Below are 22,801 nucleotides of genomic sequence, written 5' to 3'. Positions count from 1 at the left end.
CTCTACCGATAAAGAACACCACGAATCGTCACGACTGTCACATGTAACCATTTCCGCAGGCAGAGGCCCACAGACCGGTCTAATCCAATTCAGCGAAGCGTAAAAAACGACCATTCTTCTCACTCCACGACGTGGTATAAACCAATCGTTCAAGAGGTGCGAAATGTTGCCTGCACGTTAATTGGTGTAGACCATTTGCCGGGAAGAAGCCTCACAGACTATCGAGGGGTATTGATGAGGCGACTGGCGGCCGTTGCCGCGCTGCTGGCTCTGTGCGCGTGCGGCACGACCGCGCCCGCCCCGGAGACCACGGCGAAACCCGCGGAGATCAACTGGGGCGCGTGCGAGAAGATCGCGCCGACGGCGGGCTTCCAGTGCGCGACCATGGAGGTCCCGCTGGACTACACCAAGCCGGGGGGCAAGACGATCGGCATCGCGCTGATCCGGCTGCGGGCCACCGGACCCGGCCCCAAGCTCGGCTCGCTGGTCCTCAACTTCGGCGGCCCCGGCGGTTCCGGGGTGAGCACCCTGACCGACGCGGCGGCGGCGTTCCGCAGCCTGGGCGGGCACTATGACCTGGTCAGCTTCGACCCGCGCGGGGTGGAGCGCAGCGACGGCGTGCGCTGCATGGACCCCAAGCCCTTCGAGGCGTTCCTGCGGGCCGAACCCAGCCTGGACGTGACCACCCAGACCCGGCTGCTGACCGAGTTCGCGCAGGCGTGCCAGAAACACTCGGGGGAGATCCTGCCGTACGTGGGGACACTGAACGCGGTCAGGGACATGGAGATGCTGCGGGTCCGGCTCGGCGATCCGAAGCTGAACTTCCTCGGGTTCTCCTACGGCACCCACCTGGGCGCGCTCTACGCGACGCAGTTCCCGAAGGTGACCGGGCGGATGGTGCTGGACGCGGCGGTGGATCCGGCGCTGGGGCTGCTGGAGCAGTCCAAGACGCAGGCGAAGGGGTTCCAGCGGGCGTACGAGAACTACCTGGCCGACTGCGCCAGGCAGGACTGCCCCTTCAACGGCAACACGGCCGTGCTCGGCCTGATCTCCTCGCTGCGGCGCAAGCCGCTCAACGTGCAGGGGCGGCTGGTGACCGACGACGTGGCCAGGGTCGCCATCGCCGAGGCGCTGTACAGCGAGCTGACCTGGCCGCTGCTCACCCAGGCCATCGCGGACGCGATCGCGGGCAACGGCGCGGGGCTGCTCAACCTGTCCGACTCCTACGCCGGGCGCCAGCCGGACGGCAGCTACAACACCCTGCAATCGTCGCTGATCGCGATCCTCTGCGCGGACACCACCGACCGCCCCAGCGTCGAGGAGTCGGTCAGCCTGGCCAAGGAGATGAGCAAGAAGTCGCCGATCTTCGGGCCCGACGTCGCCAGCGCGGGCGGCTGCAGCGTCTGGCCCGCGCGCGGGGAGGACAGCAACAAGCACATCGACGCCCGCGGCTCGGGGCCGATCGTGGTGATCGGCACGACCAACGACCCGGCCACGCCGTACGAGTGGGCGCCCAAGCTGACCGAGCAACTGGGCACCGGCGTGCTGCTGACGCTGAAGGGCGAAGGCCACGGCGCGTACGGCCAGAACACCTGCATCGACACGCTCGTCGACGCCTACTTCCTGAACGGCAAGGTCCCCGACAACGGCACCGTCTGCCCTTAGGCCATCGGATTGCCCTCCGGAGCCTCGCCGGGACTCGGCCCGGGCAGCCAGAGCACGAACGTGCTGCCCGTGCCCAGCTCGGAGAAGACCCGGACCAGGCCGCCGTGCGATTCGACGATCTGGCGGACGATCGCCAGGCCGAGCCCGGTATGCCGGTCCCTGCGGCTGGCCTGACCGCGCCAGAACCGGTCGAACACCCGATCCCGCTCGTCCTCGGCGATGCCGGGTCCGGCGTCCTGGACGGCCGCCCACACCCAGCCGCCACGCTCCCCCGCCGCCACGATCACCTCGGTGCCGGACGGCGCCAGCCGGACCGCGTTGGAGATCAGGTTCCCGATCGCGCGGCGCAGCGCGTCGTGGTCGCCGACGGTGGACAGGCCAGGGCGCAGCAGCCGCCGCAGCGTCAGGTTCCTGGCCACGGCGAGGGCGGCGAACTCCTCGCAGGCCTCGTTGGCGATGGCGGCCAGGTCCACGTCGGCGTCCACGAAGGCGGGGGCCTGGCGGCGGGCCGAGGCGAGCAGGTCCTCGACCAGGCGGGTCATCCGGGTGGTGGCCCGGTCCACGATGGCGACCGCGCGCAGCCGCTCCTCGTCGGTGGCCTCCGGCGCGGTCAGCACCGCGTCCAGGTTGGCCCGGATGATCGCCAGCGGGCTGCGCAGCTCGTGCGAGGCGTCGTCGATGAGCTGGCGCTGGGCCCGGAAGGCGTCCTCCAGCCGGCCGAGCATGGTGTCCACGGTCTCGGCCAGGTCGCGCAGCTCGTCCCTGGGCCCGGCCAGGTTGATCCGCCGGGCCAGGTCGGTGGCCTGGATCTCGGCGGCGGTCCTGGTGATCGACCGGATCGGCCGCAGCGCCCGCCCGGCCAGCACCCAGCCGATCACCAGCGCGGCCAGGAAGAGCCCGGCCAGCGTGCCGAAGGAGTAGTTCCGCAGCGTCTCCATGGTGCGCACGTTGACCGCGTTCTCCACCTCCTCGACCTGCACCACGGGGATCTTCCCCAGATACTCCCCGGACCGGGTCTGGGCCTTGGCGTACTCCACCGTGTACGGCCGCTGCTCGGTGGTCTTGGACACGGCGAAGTAGATCGCCCCCAAGACCAGCGCGGCCGAGGCGATCAGCAGCCCGGAGTAGAGCACGGTCAACCGGAACCTGATCGTCTGCACGAAGAGCCTCACGTGGCCCCCCGCAGCCGGTAGCCCCGGCTGATCACGGTCTCGATCAGCGAGTCGCCCTCCCCGGCCAGCTTGCGCCGGAGCGTGCCCACGGTCACCCGGACCGTGTTGGTGAACGGGTCGGTGTGCTCGTCCCAGACGTGTTCGAGCAGTTCCTCGGTGGAGACGACGTGGCCTGGCCGGGTCATCAGATAGTGCAGCACCCCGAACTCCTTGGGGGTCAGGCTGAGCGGGCGCCCGCCCCGGTAGGCCTCCACCCGCGCGGTGTCCAGGCGCAGGTCGCCGACCTCCAGCACGGCGGTCCCCCCGGCGGTGTCGCGGCGCAGCAGCGCCCGCACCCGGGCCAGCAGCTCCGGGAACGCGAACGGTTTCACCAGGTAGTCGTCGGCACCCTCGTCCAGGCCCTTGACCCGGTCGTCCAGCCGGTCCCTGGCGGTCACCATCAGGATGCGGACCTGGCCGCCGCCCTCGCCGCGCCGGACCGCCCGGCACAGCTCGAACCCGTCCCCGCCCGGCAGATTCAGGTCCAGCAGCACCAGATCGTAGGCGTTGACCTTCAGTTTCTCGTCGGCGGTGGGCGCGTCGTAGGCGACGTCCACCGCGTAACCGGCCCGGACCAGGCCGACTCTGAGCGCATCGACGAGGTCTTCCTCGTCCTCGACCACGAGCAGCCTCATCTATCGAACCTAGTCCCGGATGATGCGTTCCGCGACCGAGGCCGCCCGGTCCACCGGAATCGCGAACCCGATGCCGATGTTGCCGCCGCGCCGCGACAGGGTGGCGATGACCGTGTTCACGCCCACCACCTCGCCGCGCACGTTCACCAGCGGCCCGCCGGAGTTGCCCGGGTTGATGGAGGCGTCCGTCTGCAGCGCGGTCTGCCTGCCGCCGTTGCCGAGCTGGACCTCCCGGTCCAGGGCGCTGACGATCCCCGAGGTGACCGTCCCGGCCAGGCCGAGCGGAGACCCGATCGCCAGCACCTGGTCGCCCACCCGGACGTCAGCCGAGCGGGCCAGCATGGCCGGGACCAGCCCGGAGCCCGCCTCCACCTGCAGCACCGCCAGGTCGTAGGCCTCGTCGCTGCCGATCACCTGCGCCGACAGCCGCCGCCCGTCGTGCAGGATCACGGTCACCGAATCCGCGTCATCCACCACATGAGCATTTGTCAGCACATGGCCGATCTGGTCGATGGCGAAGCCCGACCCGGAGGCGCTCCCGGCCTCCACCGAGACCACGCTCGGCAGCACCGTCGACGCCGTGCCGCTCAGGCTGCCCGCCGACGGCAGCGGCCCAGCCGCGGACCGGGGCAACGCCACCGCCCGCTGCTCCTCCCCGGGCCGCCCCGCCAGCCATCCGGCCGCGCCGCCGGCGGCGCCGCCGACCAGCAGCGCCACCAGCGTCGCCGACGCCAGCGCCCCGCGCCGCCGCCGCTCCTCCGGCCGCTCCGGTACGGCCCGCGCCACCGGCCGCCACTCGATCGGCACCTGCTGGAATCCCGGCCCGCTTGGCGTCCCGAGTCCGATGGGATCTGTCACGCGCGCCTCTCTAGGGGATGCGGGAGAACCAGAACAGGGACGTTCCGGCCGCGACGACCGCGCCGAGCAGGCCGAGGCCGACGAACCACGGCCACACCTCCTGCCGCTCGACCCGGAACCCGACCGAGCTGCCGATGTCGTCGTAGACGGCCCGCAGCTCGTCGCCGGAGGCGGCCTCGTAGAAGCGGCCCCCGGTGGAGTCGGCCAGGTCCTTCAGGGCGGGGCCGTCCACCGGGACCTGGATGGTGCGGCCGTCCATCTGGATCATGCCGCGCGGCGTGCCGTACGCGATGGTGGAGACCGGCACCCGCCGGGCGGTGGCCTCGCCGACGGCCTCGGCGATGGAGCGCCCGGTGGTGATCGAGCCGTCCGAGAGCAGCACCACGTGGGCGGGCGGGGGGTCCGCGCCCGCCTGCGCGTCGATCGTGCTGATCGCGTCGAGGGAGGCGAACACGGCCTCCCCGATGGCGGTGCCCGCGGAGGTGGACAGCCGGTCCACCGCGTCCAGGACGGCCTGCCGATCGGTGGTGGCCGGGACGGCTATGGACGCGTATTGCGAGAACGCCACCAGACCGAGGTTGAAACGAGGGGGCAGCCCCTCGGCGAACCGGCGCGCGGCCTGCTGGGCGGCCGCGAACCTGGTCGGTTCGACGTCCTCGGCCAGCATGGACGCGGAGACGTCGAAGGCGACGATGACGGTGGCCCGCTCCCGGGGCACCTGGACCTCCGCGGTCGGGCGGGCGAACCCGATGACCAGCAGGACGAGCATGACCGAGAAGGCGGCGGCCGGAACGTGGCGGCGAAATCCCGGCCCCCTGGGGGCGACGCTGGTGAGCAGGTCCAGGTTGGTGAAGCGGACCGCGTACTTGCTGCGGCGCAGCTGCATGACCAGGTAGGCCACGACGATCGCGGCCACCGGGATGAGCAGCAGCAGCCACTGCGGCGCGAGGAAGTTCATCCGGCCCCTCCCGCCAACCGGGCCAGGCGGCGTTGCAGCAGGATGTGCTGGATCAGGTCGCGCAGCCAGTCCCGGTCGGTGCGCAGGGCCAGATGGGCGGCCCCGGCCCGGCGGATGACGGCGCGGATGCTGCCGCGCTGGGCTTCGGCGGCGGCGGCGTACCGTTCCCGCAGCCGGGCGCTGCCGCTGGCGATCTCCTGCCGCCGCCCGGTCTCCGGGTCCACCAGGGTGATCACGCCGACGTCGGGCAGGGTCAACTCGCGGGGGTCGGCGACCTCGACGGCCAGCACCTGGTGGCGCACCCCGAGGTGGCGCAGCGGGGTCTCCCAGGTCTCGGCCGGGTCCAGGAAGTCGGAGACGATCACGACCAGACCCCGCCGCAGCACGGTCCGGCGCAGCTGTTCCATGGCGAAGCCGATCCTGGGCACCCCCACGCCGTCGCGCGGCAGGGTCATGATCGTGCGCATCAGCGCCATCAGGTGCGGCCGGCCGGTCCTGGCGGGCAGCCGCCGGATCGCGCCGGACTGGAGCACGTGCGCGCCGATCCGGTTGCCGGTGCGCTGGGTGAGGAAGCCCACCGAGGCGACGGCCGCCAGCGCGAGCGCGCGTTTCTCCATCAGGCCGGTGCCGAAGTCCATGCTGGCGGTCGCGTCCAGCAGCACCCACACCTCCAGCTCCCGGTCCGCGACCACGTCCCGGACATGCGGCAGCGCGGTACGGGCGGTGACGTTCCAGTCCATCCGCCGCACGTCGTCCCCCGGCTGGTACGGCCTGGCCTCCGCCGGTTCCGTCCCCGGCCCCGGCAGCAGGCCGAGATGGTCGCCCTGGAGCAGCCCGTCCAGCTTGCGGGTGACGGTGAGTTCGAGCCGCCGCAGCACCTCCTCGGGCGGTCTCACGCCGCGTCCTCCTGCTGGGTGGGCGCGATCTTGGGCTGCGGGATGGTTCTGAGCAGCTGTTCCACCAGATGGCGGGCAGACATGCCTTCGGCCAGCGCGTCGAACGAGAGCACCAGGCGGTGCGCGATCACGTCCACGGCCAGGTCGGCGACGTCGCCGGGGAGCACGTAGTCGCGGCCGCGCATCAGGGCCAGCGCGCGGGCGGCGGCGACCAGGCCGAGGGTGGCCCGGGGGCTGGCGCCGAAGGCGAGCAGGCGGGTGAGCTCGGGCAGGCCGTACCGGTCGGGGGTTCTGGTGGCGTAGACGAGGCGGACGGTGTATTCGGCGACGGCGTGGTGGACGAAGACGGTCTCGGCGGTGCGCTGCAGGGCGAGCAGCTCGTCCGCGCCGAGGACCTGGGCGGCCCGCGGGGGGTCCACGCTCATCCGGTAGAGAATGGCGAGCTCCTCGGACTCGGTCGGGTAGCCGACATCGATCTTCATCAGGAAACGGTCGCGCTGGGCCTCCGGCAGCTGGTAGACGCCTTCGGACTCGATCGGGTTCTGGGTGGCGAGCACCAGGAACGGGGTCGGCACCGGGTGGGTGGTGCCGCCGATGCTGACGTGCCGCTCGGCCATCACCTCCAGCAGGGCGGACTGCACCTTCGCCGGGGCCCGGTTGATCTCGTCGGCGAGCACGAAGTTGGCCATCACCGGACCGAGTTCGGTGTCGAAGCTCTCGGTCGAGGGGCGGTAGACGCGGGTGCCGACGATGTCGGAGGGCACCAGGTCGGGTGTGAACTGGATCCGGGCGAACGAGCCCCCCGCCACCGCGGCCAGGGTCTCGGCGGCCAGCGTCTTGGCGATGCCGGGCACCCCTTCGAGCAGGCAGTGACCGCGGGCCAGGATGGCCACGAGCATGCGCTCGACCATCTTGTCCTGGCCGACGATTACTCTCTTGACCTCGAACAGCGCGCGTTCGAGCCGCTGGGGCTCGCTCACAGTTCGAGGAACGGGCAGTCGTCCACCACGAGCAGCAGCTCGGCCTCCGGCCGCGGCGCGGGTTCCGCGTTCGCGGGCCCCGCGGCCACCAGCACGAGCCCCGAGGCGAACGCCGCCGCCTTCCAACGAGTAGACATGGGTCCCCTTCCCAAAGCAACAATCACCCCATGTCAGCAAACCGCCCCGAAAACCCCCATAAATCAGCGTTTTACTTTGTCTTTCGGAATCGGTCGGTAACTTTCGGTAGATGACGCCGTTTCAGCGCTACCTCGCCGAAGTAGCCAAGCGTCAGCCATTACCACCGGTTCCGTCGTTCCGACTCCTTTGGGTGACCGGCGGCGACTTTCGTGAACCAGATGACTTGTTCGGCATCATCGATCACATACCAGACGCGTCCCCCGGCGGTAATCTCGTACTGCCACTGCTCAAGGTCGCGGCCGTCGTGCTTCACGGTGCCGAGCGCCCCGTTAAGAGGGTGTTGCCGGTCATTGATCCGGCGGGGGTCACCGGTGAGGTCCAACCAGCACCGGTCGCAATTACCTGGCGCCTGTGCCCGCAGTTCGCGCCACGCCCGCCAGGCTTTGGCGTTGGCTGCGCGGACGATCCACCCGGTCGGTCGGCGGATCTCTTCGCCTCGCCCGCTCACTCGTCGCCGTCGATGCGTTGACCGCCGGTGCCGTCGAACGGGTTGAGGAGTTCGCGGGCGATCTCAGGGTTGCTCCAGGCCAGTGCGGTGGAGGTCCAGGACCGGCGGGCTCGGGCGTAGGGCATCAATTCGCCGGTGTCGGCCCCGGCGAGGAGATGGGCGAGCAGTTCGCGGACGCACTGCGGGCGCTCATTCTCCGGCAGCCAAGTCAGCCAGGGCAGATCTTCGGCCAGCGCTTCCTCAGCGAGTGCCTGGTTGGCGCGGGCCACGATCGTCATGGACCGGGCCAGAGTGAGCAGCGCGCTGCGCGCGGCTTGATAGCGCTCGTCGCGTACTAGCCAGACGTTCTCGGCGTCCCGGCGTTCAAGAAGGACGTCGGCGGCGTCCAGTTCGGGAAAGACTTCGTTGCGCTCGCGGGCCAAGGCACTGAACGGGAAGGACTTCATGCTTCCACGATAAGCCAGATGTGCATCACTAGTGCAACACTATTGCTCACTCTGGCTATGCGGACACGGGCCCGTGCAGGTGGTCTTCGACCTCCTGGACGGGCCCGTGTGGCACAACCGCGTCACGCGACGCTGATCCCGTGGGCGGGCTAGTCGTTCAGGTGCTGGCGCAGGTAGGCCTCGACCTGGTCGAGGCTCACCCGCTGCTGGGCCATCGTGTCGCGCTCCCGGATGGTGACCGCGTGGTCCTCCAGGGTGTCGAAGTCGACCGTGATCGCGAACGGCGTGCCGATCTCGTCCTGTCGGCGGTAGCGGCGGCCGATCGCGCCCGCGTCGTCGAAGTCCACGTTCCAGCGGCGGCGCAGCTGGGCGGCCAGGTCCTTGGCCTTCGGGGAGAGGTCGGCGTTGCGGGACAGCGGCAGCACCGCGACCTTGACCGGGGCGAGCCGGTGGTCCAGGCGCATGACCGTGCGCTCCTCCATCACGCCCTTGGCGTTGGGAGCCTGGTCCACCGTGTACGCGTCGAGCAGGAAGGTGAGCGCCGCCCGGTCCACACCGGCGGCCGGCTCGATGACATAGGGCACATACCGCTCGCCGGTCTCCTGCTCGAAGAACGACAGGTCCACCCCGGAGGCCTTGCCGTGGCTGGTCAGGTCGAAGTCGGTGCGGTTGGCGATGCCCTCGAGCTCGCCCCACTCCGCGCCGGTGAAATTGAACCGGTACTCGATGTCGACCGTGCGCTTGGAGTAGTGGGACAGCTTGTCCTTCGGGTGCTCGTAGAGCCGCAGGTTGTCCTTGGCGATGCCCAGATCGACATACCAGCGCAGGCGCTCGTCGATCCAGTACTGGTGCCACTCCTCGTCGGTGCCCGGCTTGACGAAGAACTCCATCTCCATCTGCTCGAACTCGCGGGTCCTGAAGATGAAGTTGCCCGGGGTGATCTCGTTGCGGAAGGACTTGCCCTGCTGGCCGATGCCGAACGGGATCTTCTTGCGGGCTGACTGCTGCACGTTCAGGTAGTTGATGAAGATGCCCTGCGCGGTCTCCGGGCGCAGGTAGGCCAGGCCCGACTCGTCCTCGACCGGGCCCAGGTAGGTCTTCAGCAGGCCGCTGAACTGCTTGGGCTGGGTGAACGCGCCCTTGGTGCCGCAGTTCACGCAGACCAGGTCGGCCAGGCCGTGCTCCGGGGCCTTGCCGTGCTTCTCGATGTAGGCCTCTTCGAGGTGGTCGGCCCGATACCGCTTGTGGCACGACTGGCACTCGGTCAGCGGGTCGGTGAAGGTCTCCACGTGGCCGCTGGCGACCCAGACCTCGCGGGCCAGGATCACGCACGAGTCCAGGCCCACGACGTCGTCGCGGCCCTGCACCACGCTCTTCCACCACTCGCGCTTCACGTTGTTCTTCAACTCGACCCCGAGCGGACCGTAGTCCCAGGAAGCGCGCAGTCCGCCATAGATCTCACTCGACGGGTACACGAGCCCGCGGCGCTTGGCGAGACTGACAATGGTTTCCATGACGTCGGTACGACGTGCCATGAGTGCGGCTCCATCCGGCTGGGTGTCGGCGCTGGGATTGATATCCGCCAAGCTTAGGGGAATCCCGCAGTCACCCGCTCAGCCCTTTCCGTACACCTGCTCGTAGCCGCTGGGCTCGTTGATCATGAGGGTCATCAGCGGATACATCGCCATCCTGGCCGCGGACAGGGCACGGCGGTAGAAACCCGCGCCGTCCCACTCGCTCACCAGGGCCCACAGGTTGGGCTCGTCCACCGAGCGGCTCACCTGGCCGCGGACGAATCCGTCCTGGGCGGCGAGCAGATCGAGGATTTCCGTGGCCTGACCGGTGAACTGGTCGGTCTGCGCCTCGGGCACCGAATAGCGGATCACGGCGAGCATGGGCCCCAGCATGCCATCCCCCTGGTGGAGTCGCGGCGTTAGGCTCGTGACCGTGGCCGATACCTCTAAACCCCGCAAATCACCGCACCCGCTGGCCAAGCCCCGGCCGCCGGCCCGCAAGCCCGCGGCCAAGCGTCCGCTGCCGGCGGGGGAACAGTTCTTCACGCCCGGCTCGACCGGGTTCCGCCGGGCGGTCGAGCAGCGCAGCGCGACCGTGCTGGTGTTTCTTTACCAACTGCCGCGCTGGGTGGTGCCGGTCCTGCTGGTGGTGCTGTTGCTGGTCGGTTTCGCGGTGGCGGACTGGCGTGGCGGGCTGGCGGTGCTGCCGGTGTTCGGGTTCGTGGCGTGGCTGGCGTACATGTCCTGGCCGTCCTTGCGGCCGGGTGGGCGGTTGCTTCGGGTGGCACTGGGCACATTTCTCCTGCTAGTGGCACTCACCCGGTTCGGGGTCATCTGACACGGCGGATAAACCGGACAGTTTTGACAACCGTTTTCATTTTCCTTCATACTCGTAAGCGTGATGTCCGGAAATTTGCGCTTGCGTAGTCTCATAGCCGTCGCGGGGACGGCTCTGCTCACCGTGCCCGCCTGCGGGTCCACCGTCGATCGATCTCCTCAATCGGCTCCGGCCGGGGGCAAGCTCCACGTCGCCGCCGCCTTCTATCCTCTCCAGTGGCTGTCCCAGCGGGTCGGCGGCGCCGACGTGACCGTGGAGGGGCTCACCAAGCCCGGTGTCGAGCCACACGACCTGGAGCTGTCGCCCCGGCAGGTCGCCGACATCCAGAGTTCCGGGCTGATCGTCTACATCAAGGGCGTGCAGCCGGCCGTGGACGAGGCCGTCCAGCAGCACGCCGCCGGCGAGGGCTTCGACGCCGCGACGGTCGTCCCCACCCTCGCGACCGCGGCGCACGAGGAAGAGCACGGGGAAGAAGACGGGCACGCGCACGAGGACATCGGCTACGACCCGCACATCTGGCTTGATCCCCACCGTTTCGCCACCATCGCCACCAAGCTCGGCGAACGGCTCGCCACCGCCGACCCGGCGCACGCGTCCGGCTACTGGGAACGCGCCGCCGCGACCGCCGCGGACCTCACCACGCTGGACAAGGAGTTCCAGCAGGGGCTGACCACCTGCGCCAACCGCGCCATCGTCACCAGCCACACGGCTTTCGGCTATCTGGCCAACCGCTACATGCTCGAACAGATCGGCATCAGCGGCATCGATCCGGACGCCGAGCCCTCCCCGGCCCGCCTGGCCGAGGTGGCCGGGATCGCCAAGCAGAAGAAGGTGACTACCATTTTCACCGAGGAGCTCGTCAGCCCGAAGGTCGCCGAGGTCCTCGCCCAAGAGGTCGGCGCGAAGACGGCGGTGCTCAATCCGCTGGAGAGCCAGCCCGCCAGCGGCGACTACCTGACCGCGATGCGGGGCGACCTCGCCACCCTCCGCACCGCGCTTGGCTGCACATGACCGCACCTGTCGCGCACGACCTGGGAAAGGCGGTGAACGTGCCCGCCACGACGGCCTTCCGGATGACCGCCGGGCGGATCAGCCTGGACGGCCGGGAGATCCTCCGCGGCGTCGACCTCGCCATCGAGGAGGGCGAGGTCGTCGCCGTCCTCGGGGCCAACGGCTCCGGCAAGTCCACCCTGATCCGCGCGCTGCTCGGCCTGATCCCCCTGTCCGGCGGCACCACCGAGCTGTACGGCGCCGCCCCCGCCCGGTTCCGCCAGTGGTGGCGCATCGGCTACGTGCCGCAGCGCCTCTCGGTCGGCGGCGGCGTGCCCGCGACCGTGCGCGAGATCGTGTCCTCCGGCCGGATCGCCCGCCAGAGCCGCTTTCGCCCCACCAGCGCGGCGGACAAGGCGGCGGTCACCCGCGCCCTGCACGAGGTCGGCCTGAGCGACCGGGCCGGGGACCCCGTCCAAGCGCTGTCCGGCGGCCAGCAGCAGCGGGTCCTGATCGCCCGCGCGCTGGCCGGGGAACCGGACGTGTTCGTGCTGGACGAGCCCACCGCCGGGGTGGACGCGGCCAGCCAGCGGCACCTGGCCGACACCCTGGCCGGGCTGATCCAGGGGGGCAGGACCGTGCTGCTGGTGGCGCACGAGCTGGGCCCGCTGGAACCGCTGATCACCCGCGCGGTCGTGCTCAAGGAGGGCTGCGTGGTGCACGACGGCCCGCCCCCGCAGGCCGTCGGCGCGCACGCGCTGCCCGGGCACGACCACGTGCACCCGCACGCCCCCCACCCCGGCGCGGGCGCGCTCTCCGGCTGGTCGGACGCCGCGATCGGCTCGCGCACCGAGAACCTGGATCTATGACGTGATAGAGCTGCTGTCCCTGGATTTCATGCGGTACGCGCTGGCCGCCGCCGTACTGGTCGGCCTGACCGCGCCCGCCGTCGGCACCTTCATCGTGCAGCGCCGCCTGGCCCTGCTCGGCGACGGCATCGGCCATGTCGCCCTGACCGGCGTCGCGCTGGGCTTCCTGACCGGGACCGCGCCGGTGCTGACCGCCGTCGTGGTGGCCGCGCTCGGCGCGGTCGCCATCGAGCTGGTCCGGGCCAGGGGCAGGACCAGCGGGGACGTGGCGCTGGCGCTGCTGTTCTACGGCGGCCTGGCGGGCGGCGTGATGCTGATCTACCTGACCCCCGGCGGCAGCACGGCCTCGCTCAACTCCTACCTGTTCGGCGCGATCACCAGCGTGAACCGGCAGGACGTGTGGGTCATCGCCGTGCTGGCCGTGCTGGTGCTGGCCGTGCTGGCGGTCTTCGGCCGCGAGCTGTTCGTGCTCTGCCAGGACGAGGAGGTGGCCCGCTCCGCCGGCCTGCCCACCCGCTTCCTCGGCCTGCTCATCGCCGTGGTGGCGGCCGTCACGGTGGTGGTCGCCATGCGGGTGGTGGGCCTGCTGCTGGTCAGCGCGCTCATGGTGGTCCCGGTGGCCACCAGCCAGCAGCTGACCCGCAGTTTCCGGGCCACCATGGCCCTGGCCATGCTGTTCGGCGTGCTCGCCACGGTGGGCGGGCTGACGTCCTCCTTCTACCTGGACGTGCCGTCCGGCGCGGCGATCGTCCTGCTCGCCCTCGCCGGGTTCGCCGTGGCCCTGGCGGTGGGTAGATTCGTACGGCGAAGCCGTACCCGGGAGTCCATATCATGAGCAGAAGCCGCGACGCGGTGCACGAGATTCTCCGCAGGAGCGAGAGCTTCCGCAGCGCGCAGGACATCTTCACCGAGATGCGGTCGGTCGGCGCGAAGATCGGGCTGACCACGGTCTACCGGGCGCTGCAGGCGCTCAACGACGACGGCCGGGTGGATGTGCTGCGCACCGACGACGGCGAGGCCGTCTACCGGGCCTGCGCCAGCGGCGTGCACCACCACCATCTGGTCTGCCGCGCGTGCGGCCGGACCGTGGAGGTGGCCGGGCCCGACGTGGAGCGCTGGGCGGAGGCGATCGGGGCCGAGCACGGATTCGTGGAGATCACCCACACGGTGGAGGTCTTCGGCACCTGCGCCGACTGCTCCGGTCCACGCTGACGGAAGCAGTTCAGGCAAATGCGAGCGAGCGTAGGCGAACGCATGTTTTGATGAGACCAACGTCGCCCAGAGTTGCGGGGAGACGCAAAACGCCCGTGGAGCCGGTGTAAGACCTACGAATGGGTAGGCGGTCGGCGCTGAAGCGGGAACCCCAGAAACGGGGAACGCCGGGGTCGCAAGGCTACGGCTGCCTGATCTGTGCTCGCATTTGGTCACATTTCGGGTAACGGATACGCTTCCTGGACAAGGGAAAACGGGGGGTTGACGGGAGTCGACATGCCATTCAGTCATGACATGGTGTACTCGCTCGCCACGGCGGTCGATCTGGTCAACACCCCGCCCGCGGACATGGAGGAGCTCGCCGCCTTCGTGCTCCGCCGGAAGGTCAGCGGGGTGGAGTTCCTGAACCCCGGCGATCTGGCCGAGGTGCGCGCGCTGGCGAGCGCTTTCCATGACGTGTTCACCGCCCCGGACGATCCGGTCGCGATCGATCGGCTGAACACGCTGCTCGGGCGGACCCGGATCACGCCCAGGCTGACCCAGCACGACGGGTTCCCGCTGCACGTGCACTACTTCGCGCCCGGGGCCTCGCTGGCCGAGCATCTGGCGGCCGACTGCGGGGTGGCGCTGGCGCACGTGCTGGTCGAGGGTGAGCGGGATCGGCTGCGGACCTGCTCGGCCCCCGACTGCTCGCACGTGTTCGTGGACGAGTCGCGCAACCGGTCCCGCGTCTATTGCGACAGCCGTACCTGCGGGAACCGGATGCACGTGGCCGCGTATCGGGCGCGGCGCCGAGCTTAAAAGGTGCCTAGACGGCGTTCGGGATCGCGCCGCCGTAGCGGCGGTCGCGCTGGGCGTAGATCTCGCACGCCTGCCAGAGGTCGCGGCGGTCGAAGTCGGGCCAGAGGCGGTTGAGGAAGACCATCTCGGCGTACGCGGTCTGCCAGAGCAGGAAGTTGGAGATGCGCTGCTCCCCGGAGGAGCGGACGAACAGATCGACGTCCGGGATCTCCGGCTCGTCCAGGTAGCGGGAGAACAGCCGCTCGTTCACCCGGCCCGCCTTGACCCGCCCGGCGGCGATGTCGCCCGCGAGCCGGACGGCGGCGTCGAGGATCTCGGCCCGGCCGCCGTAGTTGACGCAGAACTGCAGGGTCAGGGTGGCGTTGCGGGTGGTCATGGCCTCGGCGGTCTGCAGCTCGGAGATCACGCTCTTCCACAGCCGCCCGGGCCGGCCGGCCCAGCGCACCCGCACGCCCATCGCGTTCAGCTCGTCACGCCGCCGCCGGATCACGTCCCGGTTGAAGCCCATCAGGAAGCGCACCTCGTCGGGCGAACGTTTCCAGTTCTCGGTCGAGAACGCGTACGCCGACAGGTACGGAATGCCGAGCTCGATCGCCCCCTCGATGACGTCGAACAGCGAAGCCTCGCCCGCCTCGTGCCCTTTCGTACGGGGCAGGCCACGGGCCTTGGCCCAGCGGCCGTTGCCGTCCATGATGATCGCGACATGCCGGGGCACGGACTCGCGCGGGATTGCGGGCGGGGTGGCCCCGGACGGATGCGGGGTAGGCGGTCGAACCATGCCCACGAGGGTATTAGCTCCGTGTGGGGGGAACGTGCGCCGCCGGTGCAGACTCGGTGCGTTCGACATGACGCAATGAGCGGATTCCGTGCTCCAGATGCCACTGGAGGTAGGCGGCCACCAGGCCGCTGCACTCGACCCGGTTGCGGGAGTGCGAGGCGTCGGCGGCGGGCCAGTCCCCGCGCAGTAAAGCGATCATGAGCGCGATCGTCTCCGCCGCCGGCACGGCCGCGCCCGCCGGGCGGCAGGCGCCGCAGACCACGCCGCCCGCGACGATCGCGAACGCCCGGACCGCCTCCGCGCCGCAGCGGGCGCACTCGGCCAGCGCCGGGGCGTAACCGGCCACCGCGAGGGAGCGCAGGAAGAACGCGTCCAGCACCAGGCGGGGTTCGTGCGAGCCGTCCACCAGCGTGCGCAGCCCGCCCACCAGCAGCAGGAACTGGCGGAGCGCGGGCTCCTTCTCGCTGGGGGTGAGCCGGTCGGCGGTCTCCAGCATGGCGGTGCCCGCCGTGTAGCGGGGGTAGTCGGCGCCCAGCGCCTCGCCGTACGGCCGGAGGGTCTCGACCTGGGTGACCATGTCCAGCGAGCGGCCGTCCAGGAATCGGCCGGGGTGCAGCTGCACGTCCACGTGGGTGAAGGGTTCCAGCCGGGCGCCGAACCGGGATTTGGTCTTGCGCACGCCCTTGGCGACGGCTCTGACCTTGCCGGTGCGCTTGGTGAGGATCGTGATGATTCGGTCGGCTTCCCCCAGCTTGTGGGTGCGCAGCACGACGCCCTCGTCACGGTAAAGACTCACCCGCTCATGCTACTCCGGGTCACAAATAGGGAAATTTCGGTAAGAATTGGGGCGCTGCCTGGGGCGGAAAAGTCGTCCCTAGCTTGGACATCGGGTTGACGTGGGGTAAACCTGGGGTGCTACGGCTTAACCGAAAGGTCACTAAGCTTTGGCGCGCTGGCGGGCTTTCCGTATCAGATGGTTGACCGGCCACCTGGTATCCGCCGCCCTGACTGACTGACCCCCGCCTGAAAGGGTGCCATGACCCGCGTGGTCCTGCTGGGCTCCTCGCCCGGCCCGATCGGTTCCGAGGCCGGCGCGCCGCCCGTCCCCCCCACGGACCTGCCGCTGCCGTCGCTGCCCGGCGCCCCCACCGTGTACGGCAGGCTGCTCCAGCAGCTCGCCTCCCTCGACCCCGAGCCCGTCACGATCGCCAGGCCCGCCGACGCGGCGGCGTTCCGCGTCCAGCCGGCGCGGGTGGCCGAGAGCGCCGACGTGGCCGGTGACCTGCGCGCGCTGGCCGACGCGGTGGCGGGATCCACCGACAACGTGCTGATCCTGCCCGCCAACGCGCTGCTGCACGACGAGCTGATCTACCAGCTGACCAAGGCCAAGCGCGGCGCGATCGCGCTGATCCTGCGCGAGGAGCGGGACGAGAACGCGCCGGAGCCGCCCCCGATCGAGGAGGCCGAGCCCGAGATCGGCACGGCCGTGCTGGAGGGGCTGCCGCAGCGCACCCGGGCCGGGCGCGGCCGGGTGATCTCGGTGGGCACCGCCCACCACGCGGTCACCCGCCCCAACGCGGCCCTGCTCGGGCCCATCCACGTGCAGCAGAAGCACGTGGCTACGCTGGCCGAGGTGGCCCGCGAGCTCGCCGACCTGGTTCACCTGGTCGGCCCGGAGGACGACGTCACCGAGCTGCTCGTGTTCGGCCTGGTCCGGCGCGGCGTCTCGGTCGGCGTGCGCGGCCGCCGCGACCTGTTCTACCGCCGCCTGCACGACCCCGCCGAGGCGGTGGCCGCGCTCGCCGAGATGGCTGCCTTCAACGAGGACCGGGCCCGGCTGGACAACGCGGTCAAGGGCGCCGACGGCTTCTTCACCACGTTCTTCGTCAGCACCTACTCGCGCTTCCTGGCTCGCTGGGCGGCCCGCCGCGGCCTGACCCCCAACCAGGTCACGCTGATCTCGATCTTCACGGGCCTGCTGGCCGCGGGCGCGTTCGCGACCGGCACCCGGCCCGGCTACGTGGCCGGCGGCGTGCTCATCTACTTCGCGTTCGTCTTCGACTGCGTGGACGGCCAGGTCGCCCGCTACGCCCGCCAGTTCGGCGTGCTCGGCGCCTGGCTGGACGCGACCTTCGACCGGTTCAAGGAGTATGCCTGCTTCGTCGGCCTGGCCGTCGGCGCGACCGTGTCCGGCCAGTTCGGCGACGGCGAGGGCGTGTGGACGCTGGCCCTCGTGGCGCTGGCGCTCCAGTCGGTCAAGCACCTGCTGGACTTCTCCTTCGGGGCCGCCAACCGGCGCAAGCCGCCGGTGCCGCTGCCCACCCTGGAGCTGACCGTGGCCGACGACCGGCCGCTGCGCGAGGCGCTGGAGACCCGCAAGCTCAGCCGCAGCGGCGGCGTGCACGCCATGCTCCGGTTCTGGGCCAGGGCCGGGCGGTTCCGCCCGATGCACTGGGCCCGCAAGATGATCGTCTTCCCGATCGGCGAGCGGTTCGCCGCCATCGCCCTGGTCACCGCGTTCTTCGACCCCCGGGTGACGTTCCTCACCCTGATCGTCTGGGGCGGCGTCGCGGCCACCTACACCCTGACCGGACGTCTCCTGAGGTCACTCGCATGATCACGCACCCGCAGCAGGTCACCCCGCTCCCCGACCCGGACGAGGAGCGCCGCCGGATCCAGACCGAGCGGCTGCTCGCCTACCGCGACGACGGCCCCCTGGTCGCCGTCCTGAAGAACCGCCTCGGGCCCGGCCTGCCGCCGGTTCCTGCGACCCTGGCGGCCCTGCTCGCGATCATCGCGCTGGCGGTCACCGGCGTGCTCACCGAGGGCCCGATCCTGCTGGTCCCGGCGCTGGTGCTGGTGGCGCTGGTGGTGCCGACCGCGCCCCGGGACCATCTGGGCCGCTTCGACTGGCTGACCCCGCCGCTGCTGCGCGGCGCGGAGTTCCTCACCATCATCCTGCTGGGCCTGGCCGAGCAGACGCCCAAGTGGCTGCTCTTCGTGCTGATCTACATCGTGGGCTACCACACCTACGACACCGTCTACCGGACCAGGCAGAGCATCTGGCCGCCCGCCTGGATCTTCCAGGCGGGTCTCGGCTGGGAGGTCCGGCTGCTGGTGATCGGGGCCGGGGCCGCGTTCGGGCAGCTGACGTGGGTGGCCGGGCTGCTCACCGCGTATCTGGTGGTGCTGTTCTCGGTGGAGAGCGTGACCAGCTGGGTGCGGCTGGACAAGGCGTCCGCGCTGGACAAGGCCTCCGCCGACCAGGACCTGGAGGCCAGCCCGGAGGAGGCCATGGAAGCCGCGACCGGCGACGCCGAACAGGGTTAGCCTCGGATGAGTTTGATCTGCTTGGCGTAGACGCGCTTGCCGACCAGGTTCCAGATCAGCTTGACCATGACGGGCTTGTCGGCCATGAAGTGGGCGTACTCCTCCGAGGTGATCTCCTCCAGGATGGAGCCCAGGGAGATCAGCTTCTTGGTCGCGGAGTCGTTGGCCATCTCGCGGAACGCCTGCTCGCCCAGGGCGTTCCACTCGGCGACCGTGATGTGCTCGGAGATCAGCGGCAGGATGCGCTCTTCCTCCTCGCCCAGGTGCTCCACCAGCGCGTCACGGTGCCTGCCGAGTTCGGCGATGATCTGGTCGCGCAGGTGCAAGGCGGCGGTGCGCTCCCATTCGGGCAGCAGGGCGGCGATCCGCTCCATCGTGCCGGCCACCACCTCGTGCTGGGCTTCCATCCGCAGTACCAGCTCGGCTTCCAGGTCGACCCGGGCCAGCAGCTTGGGCCAGAGCAGGTTGTCCTCGTTCGTGTGGTGGTGGTGCAGGCCCTCGGCGTACGCGCGGTAGTACTCGGCGACCACCTTGGCGCGCGCGGCATCCCCGGCGGCGACCCGGCCGACGACCCGCGGCAGCAGCCGGGACTCGCGCCGGAACACCCGGTGGATGATCACCATTTCCTGGACGTACGGATGGTCTTGGGTGGCGGTGGACATTTCTGAGCTCCCTTGTTGGTCTGTGTGCCGATAAATCTCCGCCTGCCGTCTTGAAGCCCACTTGGGACGGTCTTGGGATCGAGGCAGTACTACGCTTAGCCCCGTGATGGCTCGTGTGCCGGTGCTCCTGCGGGTACTCGGACCGCTTGACGCCCGGGTGGGCGACAGATCCGTACCGCTGGGGGGTCCTCGGCAGCGTGCGGTGCTGGCCCTGTTGGTGGCGATGCGCGGCGACGTCGTCTCGGTCGACCGGATGATCGAGGACCTGTGGCGCGGTGAACCGCCCGCCAAGGCGACCGCCTCGCTCCAGTCCTACGTGGCGAACCTGCGCCGCCTGCTGGAACCCGACCGGCCCCCGCGCGCGCCCGCCGAAGTGATCGTCAGCGCCGCCCCCGGCTACGCCATCCGGCTGGACCCCGACGCCGTGGACGCCTGGCGGTTCGAGCGCCTGGCCGAGCAGGCCAGAACGCTCAGCGAGAGCGACCCGGCCGCGGCCAGGAAGGCGCTCGGCGAGGCCCTCGGCCTGTGGCGGGGCGAGGCGTTCGCCGAAGTCGCCGATGAGGAGTGGGCGATCGCCGAATCCGTCCGGCTCGGCGAGATCCGGCTCGGCGCGCAGGAATTACTGGTCGAGGTGACGCTGCACTCCGCGCCCGCGATCGAGGCGGTGCCCGGAGCCGAGCTGCTCACCCGGCGCCATCCCCTCCGGGAGGAGAGCTGGCGGCTGCTCGCGCTGGCGCTGTGGGGCAGCGGACGGCAGGCCGACGCGCTGGCCGCGCTGCGCCGCGCCCGGCACACCCTCGCCGAGGAGCTCGGCCTCGACCCGGGCCCCGCGCTGGTCGAACTGGAACGAGCCATCCTCAACCAGGACCTGTCCGTGCTCACCGCCGCCACCCGGCCCCGCGCCCCGCAGCCGGTCGCCGCCAAGACCCGCAAACCGGCCGAGACCCGGGCGGTGGAGCCGCTGTTCGTCGGGCGGGACACCGAACTGGACGTGCTGGCCAAGGCCGCGCAGGACGCGCTCGCGGGCGAGTCACGCCTGGTGCTGATCAGCGGCGAGCCGGGCGCGGGCAAGTCCACCCTGATCAACCGGCTCATCGACGGGCTCGGCCCCGAACACTGGCGGATCGCCACCGGACGCTGCCCCGAGGACGACGGCGCGCCGCCCGCCTGGGCGTGGATCGAAGCGCTCCGCCCGCTCACCAGGGACGTGCCGCTCGGCGCCTACCAGGGCGAGCTCGCCCCGCTGCTGGGCGAAGGGCAGCACCCCACCGAGGAGAACGCGGCCATCGGCCGGTTCCGGCTGCACCGCGCGGCCTGCGCCTGGCTGCGCGGGATGACCGGCGAGAACGGGAACGGTCCCGGCCTCGCCATCGTCCTGGACGACCTGCACCGGGCCGACGCCGAGACGCTCGGCCTGCTCACCGCCGTGGCCGAGGAGCTGGCCGGGGCGCGCATCCTGCTGGTGGCCGCGTTCCGCCCGTCCGACGTGACCGAGTCGCAGGAGGACGCGTTCGCGCAGCTGGCCCGGCACTCCCCCATCCGGCTGCCGCTCGCCGGCCTGTCCGCCGCCGACATCGAGGCGCTGGTCTCCTCGATCTGCGCCAGGCCGGTGGACCGGGACACGCTCGCCTCGCTCGCCGAGCGGACCGGCGGCAACCCGTTCTACGTGCGGGAGAGCGCCCGGCTGCTGGATTCCGAAGGCCGGTTGGGCGCGGTTCCCGACGGGGTGCGGGACGTGCTCAGGCGGCGGCTCGCCCGGCTGCCCGCGCCGGCCGTGAGCGTGCTCAGGCTGGCCGCCGTGGTCGGCCGCGAGGCCGAGGTGGAGGTGCTGGTCGGGGCCGCCGACGCCGACGAGGACGGCGTGCTGGAGGCGCTGGAGGCCGGGGTGCTCACCGGGCTGCTCACCGAGCCCGCGCCGGGCCGGGTCAGGTTCGCCCACGCGCTGGTCCGCGACACGCTGCACCAGGACCTGTCCCAGATGCGCCGGGCCAGGACGCACGCCCGGGTGGCCGACTCGATCGCCCGGCTCCATCCGGGCGACCTGCCCGCGCTGGCCCACCACTACGCCAGGGCGGCCACCTCGGCCACCGCGGAGCGGGCCATGAGCTACTCCATCCGGGCCGGGGAGCTCGCCACCCGCCGCTATGCCCACGACACCGCCGCGGACCTGTTCGCGCAGGCGCTGGAGTGCTTCGAGCGGGTGCCTGGAGAGGTGGGCGACCCCGACTTCCGCCGGGTGGAGCTGCTGGCCCGGCTGGCCCAGGCGCACGTGCTGTCCGGGGACGTGGCCGCCGCCAGGCAGACCCGGCAGCGGGCCATCGACCTGGCCGAGGAGACCGGCCGGGACGACCTGCTGATCACCGCGCTCACCTGCTGGACCGAGGCCACGCCCTGGCAGATCAAGCCGTACGGGACGGTGGACGAGCGCACGCTGGACCTGCTGGCCCGGGTGCTGCGCCGCGACGACCTGGAGCCGCTGACGCGGTGCCGGCTGCTGGACATGGTGTACTCCGAGATGGAGGGCGAGGAGGATCCGCGGGCCACCGCCGCGGTGGCGGACCTGGACGCGCTGGTCGCGACCATGGACGACCCCGCGGCCGAGGCCATCAACCTGGTGGTGCAGATCCGGCGCTGCCACATGGAGGCCGACCCGCGGCGGGTGGTCGAGCTGAGCGAGCGGCTGATCGAGATCGCGGTGGCCCACCACATGGTCGCCTACCGCTGGTACGGCGAGTTCCTCGCGGCCCGGGGGCGCTGCATGCTGGGCGATATCGAGCGCATGCGGGCGCACCTGGACCGCGCGCACGAGATCGCGAAGGCGTACCAGATGGTGGAGGCCGGGGCGGTCGGGATGATCGCCGAGGGCACGCTGGCCCACATCGCCGGACGGCTGGAGGAGGCGGAACAGCGCTACGTCGAGGCGTACCACACGTTGTCGCGGGCCGGTTCGATCCACGCCGAGGGCGGGCACGCCTTCGCCGTGTTCGGGATCCGGCTCAGCCAGGGCCGGCTGGCCGAGTACGCCCCCGCCGCCGACCTGCTGTTCGAGACGTACGGGCCGACCGCGGCCGACATCGTGGCACTCGTCCTGCTCGAAGCCGGCGAGGTGGAGCGGGCGCAGGCCGCGCGGGCGCGGGGGCAGGCGCTGCGGCGGGACTACTACTACTCCATGTACGCGGTGCTGCGCGGCCAGGCGGTGGCGCGGCTCGGCACCCCGGCCGAGATGGCGGAGATGATCGAGGTGCTCCGCGAGATCGAGGACCTGGTGCCCGGGACCGCGTCCCTGTCGGTGGCCGCCAGGCCGGTCGCGCACACGCTCGGCGATCTGCTGCTGGCCGCCGGGCGGCCGGCGGAGGCGGCGGCGAGCTACCGGCACGCGGCCGTGATCGCGCGCGTCCACGGGGCCGCCACGTGGGCGGCGGAGGCCGAGGAGGCGGCGCGCGGAGTGGACTCCAAGACGGCGCCAAGAGACGGGCAAGAGGGCTGACCGACTGTAGGGGTCCAATCCGATG

The 22,801-nt window shown here is 71.0% G+C and carries 24 protein-coding genes; 11 read left to right on the top strand and 13 right to left on the bottom strand.

Features of this window, described 5'->3' with window-relative positions; translation table 11 throughout:
- Positions 1-234: 234 nt before the first annotated feature.
- Entirely contained in the window at positions 235-1,665 is a 1,431-nt protein-coding gene (locus ABGB08_RS27155) for an alpha/beta hydrolase (RefSeq protein WP_347595095.1), read from the top strand.
- Here the strand turns inward: ABGB08_RS27155 and ABGB08_RS27150 are convergent.
- Genes ABGB08_RS27150 through ABGB08_RS27120 form a run of 7 tightly spaced genes read right to left on the bottom strand, consistent with a single transcriptional unit; the run spans position 1,662 to position 7,340 of the window.
- The gene (locus ABGB08_RS27150) at positions 1,662-2,837 is read right to left on the bottom strand and encodes a HAMP domain-containing sensor histidine kinase (protein ID WP_347595092.1); all 1,176 of its coding nucleotides are present in this window, start codon (positions 2,835-2,837) and stop codon (positions 1,662-1,664) included. The two genes, ABGB08_RS27155 and ABGB08_RS27150, sit on opposite strands and share 4 nt — an antisense overlap.
- A complete protein-coding gene (locus ABGB08_RS27145; RefSeq protein WP_347595089.1) occupies positions 2,834-3,511 on the bottom strand; it encodes a response regulator transcription factor in 678 nt (225 codons plus the stop codon). The genes ABGB08_RS27150 and ABGB08_RS27145 overlap by 4 nt, the downstream gene beginning before the upstream one ends.
- 9 nt (positions 3,512-3,520) lie before the next feature.
- Positions 3,521-4,369 carry a trypsin-like peptidase domain-containing protein gene (locus tag ABGB08_RS27140; protein WP_347595086.1) on the bottom strand — a complete coding sequence of 283 codons (849 nt, stop codon included), beginning with the start codon at positions 4,367-4,369 and terminating at the stop codon, positions 3,521-3,523.
- Between the two features lie 10 nt (positions 4,370-4,379).
- Positions 4,380-5,327 (bottom strand): VWA domain-containing protein, encoded by a 948-nt coding sequence (locus ABGB08_RS27135; RefSeq protein ID WP_347595083.1) that lies wholly within the window; start codon positions 5,325-5,327, stop codon positions 4,380-4,382.
- Complete coding sequence (locus tag ABGB08_RS27130) at positions 5,324-6,223, bottom strand: DUF58 domain-containing protein (RefSeq protein ID WP_347595080.1); 900 nt, start codon at positions 6,221-6,223, stop codon at positions 5,324-5,326. Before ABGB08_RS27130 ends, ABGB08_RS27135 begins: the two co-directional genes overlap by 4 nt.
- Positions 6,220-7,203 carry a MoxR family ATPase gene (locus tag ABGB08_RS27125; RefSeq protein WP_347595077.1) on the bottom strand — a complete coding sequence of 328 codons (984 nt, stop codon included), beginning with the start codon at positions 7,201-7,203 and terminating at the stop codon, positions 6,220-6,222. The genes ABGB08_RS27130 and ABGB08_RS27125 overlap by 4 nt, the downstream gene beginning before the upstream one ends.
- Positions 7,200-7,340, bottom strand: a complete 141-nt coding sequence (locus ABGB08_RS27120) for a hypothetical protein (protein ID WP_347595074.1) — start codon at positions 7,338-7,340, stop codon at positions 7,200-7,202. The genes ABGB08_RS27125 and ABGB08_RS27120 overlap by 4 nt, the downstream gene beginning before the upstream one ends.
- Before the next feature lie 110 nt (positions 7,341-7,450).
- Between ABGB08_RS27120 and ABGB08_RS27115 the strand changes: the two genes are divergently transcribed.
- Positions 7,451-7,870, top strand: coding sequence for a hypothetical protein (locus tag ABGB08_RS27115; RefSeq protein ID WP_347595072.1), 420 nt, complete (start codon positions 7,451-7,453; stop codon positions 7,868-7,870).
- Here ABGB08_RS27115 and ABGB08_RS27110 read toward each other — a convergent pair.
- The 3 genes from ABGB08_RS27110 to ABGB08_RS27100 all read right to left on the bottom strand — a co-directional run bounded on the left by ABGB08_RS27110 (position 7,846) and on the right by ABGB08_RS27100 (position 10,190).
- Positions 7,846-8,295: a hypothetical protein gene (locus ABGB08_RS27110; RefSeq protein ID WP_347595069.1), complete on the bottom strand. Its 450-nt coding sequence runs from the start codon at positions 8,293-8,295 to the stop codon at positions 7,846-7,848. The genes ABGB08_RS27115 and ABGB08_RS27110 overlap by 25 nt on opposite strands.
- 149 nt (positions 8,296-8,444) lie before the next feature.
- Positions 8,445-9,830, bottom strand: coding sequence for a glycine--tRNA ligase (locus tag ABGB08_RS27105; protein ID WP_347595066.1), 1,386 nt, complete (start codon positions 9,828-9,830; stop codon positions 8,445-8,447).
- Between the two features lie 78 nt (positions 9,831-9,908).
- On the bottom strand, positions 9,909-10,190 hold the full coding sequence (locus ABGB08_RS27100; protein ID WP_347595063.1) for an antibiotic biosynthesis monooxygenase family protein: 282 nt from the start codon (positions 10,188-10,190) through the stop codon (positions 9,909-9,911).
- A gap of 52 nt (positions 10,191-10,242) precedes the next feature.
- Between ABGB08_RS27100 and ABGB08_RS27095 the strand changes: the two genes are divergently transcribed.
- From ABGB08_RS27095 to ABGB08_RS27070, 6 genes are all read left to right on the top strand, one after another.
- Positions 10,243-10,647 (top strand): DUF6703 family protein, encoded by a 405-nt coding sequence (locus ABGB08_RS27095; protein WP_347595060.1) that lies wholly within the window; start codon positions 10,243-10,245, stop codon positions 10,645-10,647.
- An 81-nt stretch (positions 10,648-10,728) separates the two neighbouring features.
- A complete protein-coding gene (locus tag ABGB08_RS27090; protein ID WP_347595057.1) occupies positions 10,729-11,658 on the top strand; it encodes a metal ABC transporter substrate-binding protein in 930 nt (309 codons plus the stop codon).
- 62 nt (positions 11,659-11,720) lie between these two features.
- Positions 11,721-12,506, top strand: coding sequence for a metal ABC transporter ATP-binding protein (locus tag ABGB08_RS27085; protein WP_347595289.1), 786 nt, complete (start codon positions 11,721-11,723; stop codon positions 12,504-12,506).
- Between the two features lies 1 nt (position 12,507).
- Complete coding sequence (locus tag ABGB08_RS27080) at positions 12,508-13,341, top strand: metal ABC transporter permease (protein WP_347595054.1); 834 nt, start codon at positions 12,508-12,510, stop codon at positions 13,339-13,341.
- Positions 13,338-13,718, top strand: a complete 381-nt coding sequence (locus ABGB08_RS27075) for a transcriptional repressor (RefSeq protein ID WP_155352608.1) — start codon at positions 13,338-13,340, stop codon at positions 13,716-13,718. The genes ABGB08_RS27080 and ABGB08_RS27075 overlap by 4 nt, the downstream gene beginning before the upstream one ends.
- Before the next feature lie 276 nt (positions 13,719-13,994).
- Positions 13,995-14,519: a CGNR zinc finger domain-containing protein gene (locus tag ABGB08_RS27070; RefSeq protein ID WP_347595050.1), complete on the top strand. Its 525-nt coding sequence runs from the start codon at positions 13,995-13,997 to the stop codon at positions 14,517-14,519.
- A 7-nt stretch (positions 14,520-14,526) separates the two neighbouring features.
- On the opposite strand, the gene ABGB08_RS27065 is transcribed toward ABGB08_RS27070, so the two are convergent.
- Positions 14,527-15,297 carry an isoprenyl transferase gene (locus tag ABGB08_RS27065; RefSeq protein ID WP_155348182.1) on the bottom strand — a complete coding sequence of 257 codons (771 nt, stop codon included), beginning with the start codon at positions 15,295-15,297 and terminating at the stop codon, positions 14,527-14,529.
- A gap of 13 nt (positions 15,298-15,310) precedes the next feature.
- A complete protein-coding gene (recO, locus tag ABGB08_RS27060; RefSeq protein WP_347595046.1) occupies positions 15,311-16,093 on the bottom strand; it encodes a DNA repair protein RecO in 783 nt (260 codons plus the stop codon).
- Between the two features lie 240 nt (positions 16,094-16,333).
- Between recO and ABGB08_RS27055 the strand changes: the two genes are divergently transcribed.
- Both ABGB08_RS27055 and ABGB08_RS27050 read left to right on the top strand, forming a co-directional pair.
- Positions 16,334-17,914 carry a CDP-alcohol phosphatidyltransferase family protein gene (locus tag ABGB08_RS27055; protein ID WP_347595043.1) on the top strand — a complete coding sequence of 527 codons (1,581 nt, stop codon included), beginning with the start codon at positions 16,334-16,336 and terminating at the stop codon, positions 17,912-17,914.
- Positions 17,911-18,627: a DUF5941 domain-containing protein gene (locus tag ABGB08_RS27050; RefSeq protein WP_347595040.1), complete on the top strand. Its 717-nt coding sequence runs from the start codon at positions 17,911-17,913 to the stop codon at positions 18,625-18,627. Before ABGB08_RS27055 ends, ABGB08_RS27050 begins: the two co-directional genes overlap by 4 nt.
- Here ABGB08_RS27050 and ABGB08_RS27045 read toward each other — a convergent pair.
- The gene (locus ABGB08_RS27045; RefSeq protein WP_347595037.1) at positions 18,624-19,289 is read right to left on the bottom strand and encodes a hemerythrin domain-containing protein; all 666 of its coding nucleotides are present in this window, start codon (positions 19,287-19,289) and stop codon (positions 18,624-18,626) included. The two genes, ABGB08_RS27050 and ABGB08_RS27045, sit on opposite strands and share 4 nt — an antisense overlap.
- Positions 19,290-19,395: 106 nt before the next feature.
- Between ABGB08_RS27045 and ABGB08_RS27040 the strand changes: the two genes are divergently transcribed.
- Positions 19,396-22,776, top strand: a complete 3,381-nt coding sequence (locus ABGB08_RS27040) for a BTAD domain-containing putative transcriptional regulator (protein WP_347595286.1) — start codon at positions 19,396-19,398, stop codon at positions 22,774-22,776.
- Positions 22,777-22,801: the final 25 nt, after the last annotated feature.

It is taken from the genome of Acrocarpospora sp. B8E8 (genome assembly GCF_039871605.1).
Classification (GTDB): Bacteria; Actinomycetota; Actinomycetes; order Streptosporangiales; family Streptosporangiaceae; genus Acrocarpospora; species Acrocarpospora macrocephala.
Note: the sequence above shows the minus strand (reverse complement) of the source record. Positions and strands in the feature narration are given on the sequence as shown.